The sequence below is a fragment of the Solwaraspora sp. WMMD791 genome, from assembly GCF_029581195.1.
In the GTDB taxonomy this organism is placed as follows: Bacteria; Actinomycetota; Actinomycetes; order Mycobacteriales; family Micromonosporaceae; genus Micromonospora_E.
Genome location: NZ_CP120737.1, coordinates 3,486,758 through 3,502,140 on the forward strand (window position 1 = coordinate 3,486,758; position 15,383 = coordinate 3,502,140).

The following is a 15,383-nucleotide window of genomic DNA, read 5'->3' on the forward strand; positions in this document are numbered from 1 at the left end:
CCGGGCGAAAGCGCCGATCAGAGTCGTACGGCGGTCAGGAGACGCCGAGCGTACCGAGGTAGTCGGGGTTCTCGGACAGCCACGCCTCGACGGCGCCGGCCTCGTCGCCCTCGTGGACGTTGAACATCAGGTCCTCCAGCGAGCCGAGCTGCTGGTCGTCCATCTTGAACTTGCCGAGCATCTCGGTGACCTCGGGGAAGTCCTCGCCGAACCCGGTGCGGGCCAGGGTGTGGATCTCCTCGGCCTGCCCGAGGGTGCCCTCCGGGTCGGCCAGGTCCTTCAGTTCGTAGTTCGAGTACGCCCAGTGCGGGTGCCACAGGGTCACCACGATCGGCTCCTCGTCGGCGATGGCGCTCTGCAGCGCGGCGAGCATCGCCGGGGTCGACGAGGTCCGCAGCTCGTAGTCGTCCAGGCCGTAGGTCGGCATGACCTGGTCCTGGGTGGCGGCGGTCAGGCCGGCGCCCGGCTCGATGCCGATGATCTCGCCGTTGAACAGGTCGGCGTTGGCGGCGAGGTCGGCCAGCGAGTCGACGCCGTCGACGTACGCCGGGACGGCGATGCTCAGGCTGGCGTTGTCGTACCAGACGCCGAGCTGCTCGATGTCGTCGCCGTACTGCTCCATGTAGGAGGCGTGCGTCTGGGGCAGCCAGCCGTCGAGGAACAGGTCGATGTCACCGGAGGCGAGACCGGAGTAGACGACGCCGGCTTCGACGTTGGTCAGCTCGACCTCGTACCCCTGGGATTCAAGGATGTTCTGCCACAGGTAGGAGGCGGCGATCGCCTCGTCCCAGGCCATGTAGCCGATGGTGATGCTCTTGTCGGCGGAGCCGGTGGAACCGGTGCCGGTGCCGCTGTCGTCGGTGTCGTCGCTGCCGCAGGCGGCGACCCCACCGAGGGCGAGCGCGGCCGCGGCCGCGACCGCGGCCCGGCGGAGCAGTGTGTTGCCGAACATGTGTTCGTCCTTTCCGTGTGTTGCCGTTCACCGGCGGACTCGCGGTAGGCGAGGCAGGGCGCCGGCACCGGTGACCCTCCCTGCGGGATCTCGGTCTTGCGGTGCGGTGCGGTGCGGGGCGGTCAGGCCTGCGCGACGGCGCGCTGCGCCCTGGCGGATTTGGTGCGGGCGCCGATCGAGTCGGTCAGCCGGTCGAGCACGACCGCGAGGATGACGACGGCGATGCCGCCTTCGAAGCCGCGGCCGACCTGGATCCGGGCCAACGCGGTCATGATCACTTCGCCGAGGCCGCCAGCTCCGACCATGCCGGCGATGACCACCATCGACAGAGCCAGCATGATCACCTGGTTGACGCCCTGCATGATGGTCGGCAGGGCCAACGGCAGTTTGGTGCGCAGCAGTACCGCCCAGGGCGAGGCGCCGAACGCCTCACCCGCCTCGATCACCTCGCGGTCGATCTGGCGCAGGCCGAGCTCGGTCAGCCGGACCCCCGGCGGCATGCTGAACACCACGGTGGCCAGCACCCCGGGGACGGCGCCGACGCCGAAGTAGAAGATCGCCGGGATCAGGTAGACGAACGCGGGCAGGGTCTGCATGAGGTCCAGTACCGGGCGGGCCAGCGCGGAGATCCGCGGGTTCTCGGCGATGAGGATGCCCAGCGGTACGGCCATCAGCAGGGACAGTCCGCTGGCGACCAGCACCAGCGCGAGGGTGCTCATGGTCTGCTCCCAGTACGGCATGCCGGCGACGATGCCGAGGCCGACGGCGGTGCCGATGCCGAACTTCCAGCCGCGCAGCCACCAGCCGAGCGCCGCGAAGATCAGCACCATGACGATCGCCGGGGGCGCGTTCAGCAGGTCGTCGAGTGGGTCGACCAACGCCTGGACCAGCCCGGAGATGCCGTCGAAGAACGGCTCCATGTGCTCGGTGGTCCAGTCGACGACGGCTTCGAACCCCTTGCCGACCTGCACGTACGGCAGCAGCCCGTCCAGGCCGTCCGCGACGTTCACTGGTCTCCTCCTTCAGCGGTCGCATCGCTGGCGGTGTCGGCAGCGGCCGCATCGTCGGCGGCGGTCGGCTCCGTGCCGATGGCGCCGAGCGCCCGCAGCAGCGTGATCCGGGGGATCACGCCGACGAGGCGGCCGGTGCCGTCGGTCACCGCCAGCGGGTGTGGACTCTCGGCGCACGGCGCGAACAGCTCCGCGACCGGGGTCTCCTCGGCCGCCACCCGGACCTGGTCGGTCGTGACGACGTCGCGCAGCGTCTGCCGGCCGTCGCGGATCGCCTGTTCGATGCCGTCGTCGGAGACGGTGCCGACGAACCGTTTGCCCCCGGCCGGTGACGTAGACCGCCGATATCTGGTTCTCCCGCAGCACCCGGGCGGCGACCCGGGGGCCGGAGTTCTCGTCGACGACGCCGAGCGGCCGTTCCATCACCGACGAGGCGGTCAGGATCCGGGTACGGTCCACGTCGGCCACGAACTGCGCGACGTAGTCGTTCGACGGGTCGGTGAGGATCTCCTCGGCGGTGCCGATCTGGACGATCCGTCCGGCGCGCATCACCGCGATCCGGTCACCGAGGCGCATCGCCTCGTTGAGGTCGTGGGTGATGAAGACGATGGTCTTGCCGAGCTGCGCCTGCAGGTCCAGCAGCTGGTCCTGGACCTCACGACGGATCAGCGGGTCGAGCGCGGAGAACGCCTCGTCCATCAGCATGATGTCGGTGCCGGCGGCCAGTGCCCGGGCCAGGCCGACCCGTTGGCGCATCCCGCCGGACAGTTGCTGGGGCAGCTTGTCCGCCCACTGGTCGAGGCCGACCAGGCGCAACGCCTCCATCGCCTGCTCGCGGCGCTGGGCGCGGGGCAGGCCTGCCGCCTCCAGCGCGTAGCCGGCGTTCTCCAGCACGGACCGGTGCGGCAGGAGCGCGAAGTGCTGGAAGACCATACTGATCTTCTCGCGCCGGACCTTGCGCAGGGCGGCCGGTTTGAGCCTGGTGATGTCGACGCCGTCGATCTCGACGGTGCCGCTGGTCGGCGGGAGCAGGCCGTTGAGCATCCGGATCAGGGTGGACTTGCCGGAGCCGGACAGCCCCATGACGACGAAGATCTCGCCCCGGCGGACCTCGAAGTTGGCGTCGACGACCGCGCCGGTGGCGCCGAGTGCCGGGAGCGTGTCGTCCCGGCCGGCGCGCAGCTGTTCGAGGGCCTTGTCTGCGCGTTTGCCGAATATCTTGTACAGGGATTTGACGACGATTGCGGACACGATCTCCATTCCAACGGATGTCGTGACGATGGTCCCATGCAACACATGTGTCACACATGCATCGATGGCATCAAATCGTCTGACGGTCGGCGGGCGAACCAGTCCCGGTCGGTGATTGGGGGGTTGCGGTCGACCATACCTGACGGGATCCGGAGAATGAAAAATGTCCGATACCCTCACGTTACGGTCATATCGTACCTCGTCGTGTTCGTCACTCCCATCAATTCTTTACCTGTTCCATTGTCGACCGATGCACATCCGCGCCGACATTGGCACCGAGCGTGACGAGCCTGCCACCAGCGATCATCCGGCCCCACCACGCGAGGTTCGCGCGCGTCCGCGCGGATTTCTGAAACCACACCCGCCACGCCAAGCCGCCGGCGGGGTGCAATCTACGAAACGATTTGGTATCCGTTCGATAAAGGTGGTTGAAAATCTGAGAATGCATCCGTGACCCCGCCACCGACGAATGTGACAGTCGCCACGGTGCACTCGGCGTCCCACCGCCCCGACGCAGAATCACGGCGCCATTCCCCGAGGGGCGCAAACTCCCACGGGCCACCGGTGGACCGTCGCACGCATCCCCGCCCCCCGACCCGACGGGCCGGGCGACGTGGACGCGCAGCAACGGGCACCGGCACCAGTGCCGCCTCGGCATCGGCACCGGCCGGCCCGTACTGCCCGGCCGACCGGCGGACCGGCGGCATGCACGCCGCCCAGCCGACCGGCACTGCGCCCGAGCAGTATTCCCGTGAGGAATACTTATTCCTCTGAGGAACAACGTCCGGGCAGTTGTCCCGATGGGTTCCCGTCACACGCAGTTACGGCGACGTGACATGCCACCGACGCCGGTGCCGGTGCCGGACGACACGACACAACACAACACAACATGACGACCATCATGAATATCGCGACAGTGAGTGCCCACGTAGTACCGTGGCGTAGTCAACGCCGCCCGTGCGGGCGAGGCGGCCGCCGACCCGGAAAGTGGGAGATCACGCGTCATGGCCACACCGACCGTGAACGCGCCTACGTCACCCCGGCGGCGCAGGCGCGTCATCATCCTCGTCACGGTAGCAACGGCGCTGCTCGCCATGCTGGGCACCGGAGCCGCGCTCGCGCTCGCGCCGGCCGACCGTCCCCCCGCGACGGACGCTGTCGCCAGCCCCTGCGTCACACCCGGCAGCGCCGTGCCCACCGCCAGCGCCGCCGGGAGCGCCACCGTGCCCACCGCCAGCGCCGCCGGGAGCGCCACCGCGCCCGCCGCCAGCGCCGCCGGGAGCGTCGTCGGGACGACCTCGCCGGACGGGGGCGAGTTGAGCATCGTCGAATCCGGCTTCACCCAGTTCGGCAGCGCCGCCGCACCGATCACCCGGGACGCCGTGGTGAGCACCGGCGCGGTCATCGTCAACACCAGCGGCCACCTCGCGTACGGGGCGACGGTGAGCTTCCGCGTACTCGACGCCGAGGGTCGACCGGCCTCTCTCGACCCGGCCCGCGAACAGCCCCGACAGATCCCGGTCATCCTGCCCGGACAGCAGGTCGGGGTGGGCGAGCGACACTGGGTCGCCTCCCGGGGCGGCCGGCGGGTGGAGGTCGCCAGGGTCGATGTCACCGTCACCGGGGCGACCTGGCTGCCGGTGGACGGTACGCCGACCGCAGCGGTCACCACCCGTCATCTGGACACCGCCCGGTACGGCCCGGACAGCATCGACGCCACCGTCAGCTACGAGGTGCTGTCGCCGTACTGCCGGGAGTTGACCTCGACCGGCGCGGGCATCGTGTTCCGCGACGTCGCCGGCGTCATCGTCGGCGGCGGTTTCGACCCGACTGCTTCACGCTCCGGCTGTCTGCCGGGCCGGCACCGTCAGTCGGCGCTGCTGGTCCGCAGCCTGCCGCCGACGGCGGACGACACCCGGACCGAGGTGCACCAGTACTGCGCGGCCGGGTGACGGTCGCAGACCCGGCCGGTTGGACGGGTACCGGCCGGGCCTGCGCTCCGCGAGGGTCCCGCCCGGATAGGTCCCTCGGTCATCGTGTGGTTCGTGCGGCCGCCATGAACCTCTCGTGTCATGAAACAGCAGACGCCATGTTACCGCTAACATCGAAAGATGTACATACTGTGACGCTGATACCAGATCGTGACCTGACTGCGCATTCTCGAACAAGATCGTCGACATTCGACAGCTGAGAATCCTCCTGGCCTGGTTCGTATCCACAGTGGCATCAGCATGGAGGAAGCATGAATGGATCCCTGGGCGGTCGCGCCGTGGTCCTCGGGGCCAGCATGGCCGGGCTGCTCGCGGCCCGGGTCCTCACCGACCGGTACGACCAGGTCACCCTGGTCGACCGGGACGAGCTGCCACTCCACGGCGACCGACGGCCCGACGCACCGCACATCGGCGGGCAGCGGCGCGGCGTACCGCAGGGCCGGCACCTGCACGCACTGCTCGCCCGTGGCGCACAGATCCTCGACGACCTGTTCCCCGGCCTGACCGCCGACCTCACCACCGCCGGCGTACCCAGCGGCGACCTGCTCGGCGGCATCCGCTGGCTGGTCTCCGGGCAACGGATCGCCCGCGTCGACATCGGCCAGCCGGTGCTCTTCCCGAGCCGGCCGCTGCTGGAACGGTACGTCCGCGACCGGGTCCGGGCGCTGCCGGCCGTCACCGTCGTCGACGGTGCCGCCATCGTCGCGGTGACGACCACCGGTGACCGGCGGCGGGTCACCGGCGTACGGGTCCGCAGCGCCACCGACGCCGAAGCCCTGATCGACGCGGATCTGGTCGTCGACGCCACCGGGCGGGGCTCCCGCACCCCGGGCTGGCTGGCCGAACTGGGCTACCCGTCGCCGGTCACCGAGAAGATCCGGGTCGACGTCGGGTACGCGTCACGGTCGTACCGGCTGCCGCCCGACGCGCTCGGCTCCGACACGGTGATCCTGCAGAACTGGACACCGCGCCACCCGTACGGCGCCGGGCTGGCCCAACAGGAGGGCGGCCGGCACATCCTCACCCTGGCCGGCATGCTCGGCGAACACCCGCCGGCCGACCCGACGGGGTTCGAGGCCTTCGTCGACCGGCTCGAGTTCCCCGACATCGGGCAGGCGATCCGGTACGGCGAACCACTCGACGCCCCGGTCACGTTCCGCTATCCGGCGAGTGTGCGGCACCGGTACGAGCGGCTGACCCGGTTCCCGGACGGGCTGCTGGTGATCGGCGACGCGATCTGCTCGTTCAACCCGTTCTACGGTCAGGGGATGTCCGTGGCCGCGCTGCAGGCGCAGGCGCTGCGCGACGTGCTGGCCGACGGCGGGCCGCGGTGGCCGCGGTACTTCGCGGCGGTGGCGCGGGCGGTCGACGTACCGTGGCGGATCGCCGCCGGCGGCGACCTCGCCTTCCCCGGGGTGGCCGGCCGGCGCGGCGCGATGGTCCGGCTGACCAACGCCTACCTGCCCCGGTTGCACGCCGCCGCCGTGCACGATCCGACGCTGTCGGCGGCGTTCGTCCGGGTCACCGGGCTGCTGGACCCGCCGGGCAGCCTGCTGCGTCCGGACCGGCTGGCGCGGGTACTGCGCCCGGACCGGCTGGCGCGGGTACGCCCCGCCCGGTCACCCGGGCCGGGCGGTCACTCCCCCAACTCCCGCCAGGTACCGAGGAGCGACCGGGCGACGTAGACGCTCACCCCGAGTGCGGCGATCATCGGCACCACCCGGCCGGGGCCGACGGCACCGGTGACGATCCCGACACCGATGCCCACCCCGAGGGCCGCGCAGAACACCGCCCAGAAAGCGGACAGCAGGTACTTGACCCGCTCCCGTACCGGCAGCCGGCGCAGCCGGTCCCGGACGCCGGGCGGCTTCGGCCTGGTCGGCTTGCGGTAGACGGTGTCCGGTCGGGGGATCTCCTCCGGGTCGCGGGGCGGCAGGTCCACCCGCAGCTGCGGCGGTACGGCCGCGTCCACCGCCGCCGGGTCGACGTCCCGGTAGAGGGTGGGTTCGACCCGGACCACGATGGCGTCGTCGCCGATCAGCTGCCGGCCGCCGTCGGGCCAGGCCAGCATCGCCACGCAGCGGTCGTAGCGGACGGTCGCCACCCGGTCCGCCGCCGAGTCGTCCGCGTCGGAGGGATCGGCCGGGTCGGTGACGATGGTGACGCCCTGTGCGCCGACGATCAGCCTCTGCGGCAGGTCGTCCAGCCCGGGGTGCGTGGTGCCGTCGACGGTCTCGGTCGACCCGGACGGCGCCGCGACGAACCCGGCCCAGTCGGCGGACCGGCCGTACGGGGTCATCAGCAGCGACGACGCCGCCGCCTCGGTCGCCACCCGGTGCACGTCCTGCGGCGTCACCGCCTTGATCTGCCGCAGCAGGTCGTCGCTGGTGTCGATCGGGTAGCCGGTCAGCAGGTTGAACGCGGCCGAGGGCAGCCGGGCCCGGTCGGCGTCGGCGGTGGCCAGCGCGTCGGTGGCCTTGCCGATCACCGCCGCGACGTCCGCCTCCTCGATCCGGCCGACGCGCACCTTCGCCAGCACGTCGATCATGCCGCCGAGCACCGCGTCCTGCTTCTGCGGCAGCGCGTCCGCCAGGGCGGTGATCACCGAGTACCCGTCGCCGCGCGGCTCGTAGTGGGTCGCGGCGGTGTACGACAGTCCGTCGCGTTGGCGCAGCGCCCGGAACATCTCCCGTTCCAGGACTCCGCTGAAGACGCTGGCGGCGACGTCGCGCGCCACGACCGCGTCGTAGACCGTGGACCGGCTGCCGCCGGGGAAGTACGCCGGGGTGGTCGGCAGCGCCGACGAGGCCGCCGGGGTCGGCATCCGTACCCCGGAGGGCAGGTCCAGCCGCAGCCCGGCCGGGATGTCGTCGCCGGCCAGCCACAGCACCGCGTTCTCCCGGGTGAAGTAGCGGGCGACCCACTGCTGCAGGTCGTCACCGGTCAACGCGGACAGCCCCCATTCGGGGAAGGCGACCAGCCCGTGGTCGCGGGCGCCGTGGCGCCACAGCGGGATCGGGTCGGTCACCGAGTTGCCCCGGTTGCTCCACTCGGTCCGCAGGATGTCCTTCTCGGTGGCCAGCCGCTGCAGCGGCAGCTGGCGCAGCGACTGGCACACCCCGGTCAGGAAGGTGGTGACGTCGTCGACCGAGCCTTGCAGGTGGAACTGGGTGACGACGCTGCCGGTGCTGCCGTTGTAGTGGTAGTCGGCGGTGCCCAGCGGGTGCAGGACGAGATGCTCCAGCAGGTGGGTGACGCCCCGCCGGGCGAGGGTCTCGTCGGCCTGACCGACCCGGAACATCAGCCCGGCGTGCACCGGCCCGGTGGTCGGGGCCAGCAGCGCCGGTACGCCGTCGACGTCGAGTTGGCGGATCATCTCCGGCCTCCGGCGGCCAGCGCCTTGCGGCGGAACTCGGCGAACATGGCGACCGGGTCGTCGAACCGGCCCCAGACGTCCTTGCTGACCCGGTTGCCGAGCGCCGCGAAGTGCGGTGCGGCGGCGGCGTGGTCGCCGAGGAGGCTCTGGACCATGGCGAACTGGCTGGCCGCGTCGATCCACCCGTACGTGGGGCGGAAATCGGCGTGCAGCACCGACCGGGCGGCGGCCATCCGTACCTCTTCCTTCACTTCCGTGGTGGCGTACTTGGTCTGCTCCCAGGAGTTGAGCTCGACCAGGTGCTCGAAGTGCGCCTGGGCGATCAGCGACCCGTTCAGCGCGCCCTCGGGTGCGGCGGCGGCGCATTCGCGGGCGAACGTGTGCATCTCGTCGAAGCTGCCGCCCCATTTCGGACAGAGCTGCTGCAGCAGCAGTTCCTGGGCGGGCAGGTGGTGCGGGTCCTGTTCGGCGAGCCGGTCGTAGCGGCGGCGCGCCTCGGACTGGCCCAGTTGCAGGCCCCGGGCGGTGATCAGCCGGGCGGCCCAGATGGAGCAGTCGCCCGGCTGGTGCGCGGCGGCGTCGATCAGCATCAGCTCGGCGGCGCGCAGAATCTCGTGGAAGGTGCGGAACTGGCTGCGGCTGACGTGTTTGGCGCGGGCGCTGGTCCGTACCTGCCAGGCCTGGTGGATCATCAGATAGCCGAGGAGAGCGGCGGCCACCGCGTCGGCGGGGTCGGCGTCGACCTGCCGCTGCACCATCGGTCGGATGTCGGGCTCGGCGTCGGCCTGCCCGATCAGCCCGGTCTGTGTCGACGGTGGCTGGCCGGTGATCAGGGCGCGGGCGGTGGGCCAGTCGCCCGCGTGCAGCGCGGCCCGCAGCTCGCGCCACTCCGGGTAGGCGTCGGTGAGGTCGGTGGTGAGCGCGAGTTCGGGCGCGGCGGGCATCCCGGCATCCTAGGGCCCGCCGTGCCCCCGTGTGCTCCCGGTCGCCCGGTCAGCGTCTGCTCCCGGTCGCCCCGTCAGGAGGTGCCGGCGCGGGCCCGGGGTCGGATGGACTCGCGGGCCTCGGGGGCCAGCCGGGGCGGCCAACTGCCGGGCACGAGAACTCCACAGTGGTACGCCCAGGCGACCAGCGCCGTCCGGTTGGTGACCCGGGCCTGCCGCAGCAGCGCGGTCACGTGGTACTCGACGCCCTTGCGGCTCAGGTGCATGCTGGCGGCGAGTTCTGCGGTGGAGGCGCCACCGGCGAGGCCTTCCAGGACCCGGGCGCCGACCTCGGTCAGCTGTGGGCGGCGTACCCGGTTCTCCGGGGTGAGCAGCACCAGCACGGAGTCGGCGGGCGGCTCCATGCCGCGCACGGCGACGGCGGTGACGTGGCTGGCGGCGAGACGACCGTCGGTGGCGGTCACCTCGGCGAGGCCGACGAAGTGCGGGAAGGCATCGGTCAGCAGGACGCTGAACCGGTGCCGGAACCAGGCCCGCCGGTCGGGGTGCAGGACCAGTTCGAAGGGGCGGCCGGCGAGCTGGGCTCCGGACCAGCCGATCCAGCGGGTCAGGCCGGCCGACACCCGCACGACCCGGCCGTACCGGTCCAGTTGCACCGCACGGGCGTCGGGGCGCAGCCGGATCCCACCGATCAGGTCGGGATCGGCGCCGTGGCCAGGGCTGGTTTCCGTACGGGCGGCGTTGAGGATGCTGGTGGTCTCCACGACCGTACGGTGGCCCGTCGGACTGCTCATTCGGCAGTCCATTCTCTGCTCACTTCGGCCGGCGGCACACTGAAGTGGCCCGGATGGGGCGGTCAGTGCGGATCATCGTGGCAGTCGATCATCCCGGCTTCCACTGGTTACTGGGTGGTACCCCGGATATTCGCGGACGCCGTCCTGACTCTCCGTGCGGAACTGTCGTCACCGGCAGTAAGCTCGGCGACGACCTGAGAGGTGATCATGAACGTTTCCGACCCGACCGGCACCGACCTGGACAGCAGCGTGCGGGTCCGGGTCGACGTCTGGTCCGACGTCATCTGCCCGTGGTGCTATCTGGGCAAGCGACGGCTGGAGACGGCGCTGCGCGACCTGCCGTACGCCGACCGGGTCGACGTACGCTGGCACAGTTTCCTGCTCGACCCGACCCACCCGCGCGGGGTACGACAGCCGGTACCGCAGATGTTGGCGGCGAAGTTCGGCGCCGCGCCGGAGCAGGTACGGGTGATGACGCAGCGGGTCACCGAGCTGGCGGCGGCGGAGGGGCTCACGTACGCGTTGGACCGGGCGATCATGGTCAACACGGTCGACGCGCACCGGGTGACCCAACTGGCCGCGCGGCACGGACTGGACGGGGCGATGCACGAACGGCTGCTGCGGGCGCACCTGATCGAGGCCGAGGTGCTCGACGACCCGCAGACCCTGACCCGGCTCGCCGTCGAGGTCGGCCTGGCCGCCGACGAGGTCCGGCGGCTGCTGGCCGGCGACGGGTACGCGGCCGAGGTCGCCGCCGATGTACGGGCGGCCCGGCAGCGGGGCGCGACCGGAGTGCCGTTCTTCATGGTCGCCGACCGGTGGGGCATCTCCGGGGCGCAGCCGGTCGAGGTGTTCACCGCCACCTTGCAGGCGGCACACACCGCAGCCACCGGCTGACCGTCGCGCCACCATTCGTCAACCGGGCGGCGGGCCTGCGGCGCGATCTCGGTCGGTGACACGGTCCCGGTCGGTGACGTGGTCCCGGTCGGTGACGGTCGTCGCACGGTACGACCGCCAGGTCAGCCAGAGCGCCACGAAGCCCGAGATGGTCGCCGCGACACTGGCCAGCTGGTCGGCCAGGGACGGACCCAGGGCCGCGACCACCAGGGCGGCGACCAGCAGCAGGGCGAGCAGGCCGAGAGACGCCGTCCGCAGGGTCTGTCTGAGCACCGTGCCGCCCCAGCGGCGCAGCGCCGGCACGGTCAACGTCTCGGCGACGATGATGCCCGCCATCACCAGTAGCGGGATCTGCCACGGTTGGATCTCCACGGGCACCTTCCTGCCTGGTCGCCGCCGGTCAGTCGAGGGCGGTCAGCATTTCGTCGATGAACCGGGGGCCGAGGTCGGTCCCCTGGTAGAGGAATTGTTCGACGTGCTCCTTGACCACATCGGAGAAGCGTCGGTAGTTGCGGTGCGCCGGGCGGGGCAGCGCCTGCTCGACCGCCGCCCGGATCGCGCCCAAATGCGGCACCGCCGCCCGCAGGTTGGGGTCGTTGTAGGCGGCGATCGAGGTCGGCGCGAGCCCGTGCATCGCCAGGATCTTCTGGGCGTCGTCGCTGGTCACGAAGTCGATGAAGGCGCGGGCGCGGTCGGCGTACGGGCTGCGGGCGACCACCGCCAGGCTCTGACCGCCGAGGACGCCGACGGTCAACTGGTCGACCCGCACCCGGCCGGTCCGCACGTCCGGGTTGCCGAGTTGCTGCAACTCCCGGTACTTCACCGGCCAGTTGCGCATGTAGCGGGCCGGTGAGCCGGGCGCGGCGAAGCGGTCCCGGGAGTCGGCCTCGTCGCCGGAGGTCAGGACGCGGCCGGTGCCGATCGCCTCGCGCAGCGGGGTCAGCGCGCTCCGCCACAGGTCGAGGTCCTCGGAGACCCGCTCGGCTGCCGCGCCGGCGGTGGAGTCGTCGACGGGTTTGAGGACACCGGGCCGCTGCGCGGCGGCGTGTTCCAGGACGTTGACGACGAACGCCTCGTAGTACGCCGAGACGCTGGGCCGCAGTTGTCCGATGAACTGCTGGCTGCCGTCGGGGACGGCGTCGAGCAGCTCCGGCAGCGACGGCGGGGGTCCGGACGGTTCGGCGTCGCCGTCGGTACGGGCGAACAGCATCCCGACGTCGGTGTTGAACGGCACCGCCCAGTAGTGGCTGTCGTCGGTGCCGACTCGGTGGATGCCGCGCAACGAGGGCAGCAGCGGCCCGTTGTCGCCGAGCGGGAGCGCGACGATGAGTTTCTGGTCGGCGAACTCCGGTACGTCGATGATGTCCAGATTGAGCAGGTCGGCGGAGCCCTGCCGGGCCTTTTCCAGCATGATCTGCCGCTCGTCGCCGGAGCCGACGGCGATGGTCTCGACCCGGACGACGGTCTGCGGATTGTTCCGGTTCCAGATGGAGATCAGCAGGTCCCGGGCACCGGTCGGGTCGGCGCCGGTGGCGAGCGTGAGCTCCACCGACGGTGGCCGGCGACCGCCGGGCATCAGGTAGAACGTGGCGGCCGTGAAGGTCCCGGTGGCCAGCACCCCGCTGAAGAACGACCGCCGGGAGTACTGCTCCGGCATTGGCTCCCCCTTACGACGTCGTCGGACACCAGCGCTCAAGATCGACATCTGGCAATTGGTTGTGTGGGTCACACTACGGGGAGGTGTCAAGGATGTGACGGATGGCAACAGCCGACGCGACCACACTCCAAAGTGAGCAACATCGGAGAGGATCCATTCGATCACTCAGCGGATAATTCGCTGACATGACGACCCCCAAGAGTGGATCTTCGGCTCCGCAGCCCGTCACCACCGGACCCGTCACCACCCGGCCCGCCGCCGCAGGCCGGATCGTGGTCGCCGCCATCGCTGCCGGCGTCCTCCTGGCGATCCTCTGGTCCTACGAGTTCGTCGACCACGTGATCGGCGACAACGTGGCGAACGCCCTGCTCGGCCACGACGCGAAGGCCACCGCGATCGGTGGCACCGCCGCAGCGCTCGTCTTCGCCTTCGTCTCCGGCCTCGCCGGCACCTTCACCGCCTGCAACATCGCGATGGCCGCGTCGATCGGCCCGATGAGCCAGGCCGGCAGCGGCGGCACTGGCGGTGGTGGCGCGACCGGCTCCGGCCTGCGGGTCCTGGCGAAACCGATCGGCTGGCTCACCGTCGGCATGGTCGCCGTCTCCGCCGCGTACGGCGTGATCGGCGTGCTGCTCGGCGACCGGCTGCCCCAGCTGTCCACGGCCTCGGTCGGTGGTCTGCCGGTCCGACTCATCCAGGCGATGGTCGTGTTCGGGGTCATCGGGCTGGTCTTCGTCTACCTCGGCCTGGCCGTCGTGGGGATGCTGCCCGACCCGTTCGCGCACCGGCCGGTGGCCCGGGTGGTGCTGCTCGGCGCGCTCGTCGGCGGTTTCCTGATCGGCCGACCGTACCCGCTGTTCAACAAACTCTTCCTGTGGGCGGTGGACAGCGGCAACCCGCTGTACGGCGCGGGAGCGTTCGTTCTGCAGTCGATCGGCAACATCGTCATCGTGTCGGCGCTGTTCGCCCTGCTGATCGTGGCCAGTCGGGGCCGGTTCGTCCGCTGGCTCGCCAGCAACCCGGCCAGGACCGCCGCGATCACCGGCGCGATGCTGATCGCCCTCGGCGTCTTCATGATCGTCTACTGGAACGTGCGGCTACCCGCCATGTTCGACTACGGCTGGTTCCCGACGATGCCGTACAACAGCCGCTGAACCGGCCCGATCGTTGTCCCCACGTGCTCAGTTGCCCGCCCCGGCCGTGGCCGCACCCCGGCACCCGCAGAGAACGCAACCAGGAAGCTTGTCAGCCGGAGCGGACCGACCAGACCATCGGATCCATGATGGATGCAGCCGCGATCCGACGCGAAGCACAGGGCCAGGCATCGACGATGGTGCACAGACTCGGCGTACTGGTCGGCACCGAGTCACCGCCCGGCGCGCCCGGGCAGCTCGCCGCCTGCGCGGACCTGCTCGACGAGTGGGGCAGCGCGGCGTTGGGTCGCCCGGCCCGCCGGGTCGTCGTCGACGGCGTCGTCCACCTGCTCTGGCCTGCCCGCGACCAGCGGGTCCTGCTGATCGGGCACTACGACACGGTGTGGCCGGCCGGCACGATCGACGACTGGCCGTTCCGGGTCGCCGGCCCGATCGCCACCGGCCCAGGGGTGTGCGACATGAAGTCCGGGATCGTCCAGATGATCACCGCGTTGGCGTTGCTCCCGGACACCTCGCGGGTCGGCCTGCTGCTGACCGGGGACGAGGAGAGCGGGTCGCCGACGTCCCGGGCCCTGATCGAGCAGCAGGCGGGGCGCTCCCGGGCCGTACTGGTCGGCGAGCCCGCCACGGAGGACGGCGCGCTCAAGATCGCCCGCAAGGGCGGGTCGGTGTACCGGATCGCCGTACACGGGCGGGCCGCGCACGCCGGGGTGGAGCCGCACCGGGGCGTCAACGCCGCCGTCGAACTGGCCCATCAGGTGCTGGCGGTACGGGCGTTGGCCGCCGACGGCACCAGCGTCACCCCGACCATGCTCAGCGGCGGCCGGATGACCAACCAGGTGCCCGAGTCCGCCGAATTCAGCGTGGACGTACGCGCGTGGACCCGCGACGAGCTGCACCGGGTCGACCGGATGATCCGGGCGGCCACCCCTCACCTGGCCGGCGCGACCGTCACCGTCGACGGTGGCGTCAACCGCTACCCGCTGCCGGAGCAGGTGGCACTGCCGCTGCTGGAGATCGCCCGCACGGTCGGGCGCCGGATGGGGCTGGCGCCGCTCGACGGCGCGCACGCGCCCGGCGCCTCCGACGCCAACTTCACCGGCTCGCTCGGCGTGGCCACGTTGGACGGGCTCGGCGGCGTCGGCGGCGGCGCGCACGCCCGCAACGAGTGGGTCGACGTCTCGCAGATGCCGGACCGCACGGCGCTGCTCGCCGCGATGATCGCCGACATCACCGGGACGACCGCAATCGCCGCAACGGCTGGGACGACCGGGACGACCGACGGGCACCGCACCTCGACCCGGACGACTACGCTCCGGTCAACCGCGATCGGCGATCGGTAAACCTCGGTCGAGAA

12 protein-coding genes and 1 pseudogene are annotated in these 15,383 nt (G+C 71.2%); 5 read left to right on the forward strand and 8 right to left on the reverse strand.

What is annotated here, in order from left to right:
- Nucleotides 1–34 precede the first annotated feature (34 nt).
- The 3 genes and pseudogenes from O7623_RS15355 to O7623_RS15365 all read right to left on the reverse strand — a co-directional run.
- Nucleotides 35–952, reverse strand: a complete 918-nt coding sequence (locus O7623_RS15355) for a glycine betaine ABC transporter substrate-binding protein (protein WP_282223733.1) — start codon at nucleotides 950–952, stop codon at nucleotides 35–37.
- 122 nt (nucleotides 953–1,074) lie between these two features.
- On the reverse strand, nucleotides 1,075–1,962 hold the full coding sequence (locus O7623_RS15360) for a proline/glycine betaine ABC transporter permease (protein ID WP_282223734.1): 888 nt from the start codon (nucleotides 1,960–1,962) through the stop codon (nucleotides 1,075–1,077).
- 83 nt (nucleotides 1,963–2,045) lie between these two features.
- Nucleotides 2,046–3,222 (reverse strand): annotated as a pseudogene (locus O7623_RS15365) (glycine betaine/L-proline ABC transporter ATP-binding protein); the annotation flags it as partial.
- A 995-nt stretch (nucleotides 3,223–4,217) separates the two neighbouring features.
- Here O7623_RS15365 and O7623_RS15370 point away from each other — a divergent pair.
- On the forward strand, nucleotides 4,218–5,165 hold the full coding sequence (locus O7623_RS15370) for a hypothetical protein (RefSeq protein WP_282223736.1): 948 nt from the start codon (nucleotides 4,218–4,220) through the stop codon (nucleotides 5,163–5,165).
- Nucleotides 5,166–5,455: 290 nt separating this feature from the next.
- Entirely contained in the window at nucleotides 5,456–6,889 is a 1,434-nt protein-coding gene (locus O7623_RS15375) for an FAD-binding monooxygenase (RefSeq protein ID WP_282223737.1), read from the forward strand.
- Here O7623_RS15375 and O7623_RS15380 read toward each other — a convergent pair.
- The 3 genes from O7623_RS15380 to O7623_RS15390 all read right to left on the reverse strand — a co-directional run bounded on the left by O7623_RS15380 (nucleotide 6,841) and on the right by O7623_RS15390 (nucleotide 10,318).
- Complete coding sequence (locus tag O7623_RS15380) at nucleotides 6,841–8,580, reverse strand: insulinase family protein (protein ID WP_282223738.1); 1,740 nt, start codon at nucleotides 8,578–8,580, stop codon at nucleotides 6,841–6,843. The genes O7623_RS15375 and O7623_RS15380 overlap by 49 nt on opposite strands.
- Entirely contained in the window at nucleotides 8,577–9,524 is a 948-nt protein-coding gene (locus O7623_RS15385) for a hypothetical protein (RefSeq protein ID WP_282223739.1), read from the reverse strand. The genes O7623_RS15380 and O7623_RS15385 overlap by 4 nt, the downstream gene beginning before the upstream one ends.
- Nucleotides 9,525–9,598: 74 nt before the next feature.
- On the reverse strand, nucleotides 9,599–10,318 hold the full coding sequence (locus O7623_RS15390) for a LuxR C-terminal-related transcriptional regulator (RefSeq protein WP_282223740.1): 720 nt from the start codon (nucleotides 10,316–10,318) through the stop codon (nucleotides 9,599–9,601).
- A gap of 207 nt (nucleotides 10,319–10,525) precedes the next feature.
- Between O7623_RS15390 and O7623_RS15395 the strand changes: the two genes are divergently transcribed.
- On the forward strand, nucleotides 10,526–11,215 hold the full coding sequence (locus tag O7623_RS15395) for a DsbA family oxidoreductase (RefSeq protein ID WP_282223741.1): 690 nt from the start codon (nucleotides 10,526–10,528) through the stop codon (nucleotides 11,213–11,215).
- An 18-nt stretch (nucleotides 11,216–11,233) separates the two neighbouring features.
- Here the strand turns inward: O7623_RS15395 and O7623_RS15400 are convergent, their stop codons facing one another.
- Both O7623_RS15400 and O7623_RS15405 read right to left on the reverse strand, forming a co-directional pair.
- Nucleotides 11,234–11,587, reverse strand: coding sequence for a hypothetical protein (locus tag O7623_RS15400; RefSeq protein ID WP_282223742.1), 354 nt, complete (start codon nucleotides 11,585–11,587; stop codon nucleotides 11,234–11,236).
- A 28-nt stretch (nucleotides 11,588–11,615) separates the two neighbouring features.
- Nucleotides 11,616–12,872, reverse strand: a complete 1,257-nt coding sequence (locus O7623_RS15405) for an extracellular solute-binding protein (RefSeq protein WP_282223743.1) — start codon at nucleotides 12,870–12,872, stop codon at nucleotides 11,616–11,618.
- A 185-nt stretch (nucleotides 12,873–13,057) separates the two neighbouring features.
- Here O7623_RS15405 and O7623_RS15410 point away from each other — a divergent pair, with 185 nt between their 5' ends.
- Nucleotides 13,058–14,026, forward strand: a complete 969-nt coding sequence (locus tag O7623_RS15410; RefSeq protein ID WP_282223744.1) for a hypothetical protein — start codon at nucleotides 13,058–13,060, stop codon at nucleotides 14,024–14,026.
- Between the two features lie 125 nt (nucleotides 14,027–14,151).
- Nucleotides 14,152–15,369, forward strand: a complete 1,218-nt coding sequence (locus tag O7623_RS15415; RefSeq protein WP_282223745.1) for a M20/M25/M40 family metallo-hydrolase — start codon at nucleotides 14,152–14,154, stop codon at nucleotides 15,367–15,369.
- The last annotated feature ends 14 nt before the right edge of the window (nucleotides 15,370–15,383 follow it).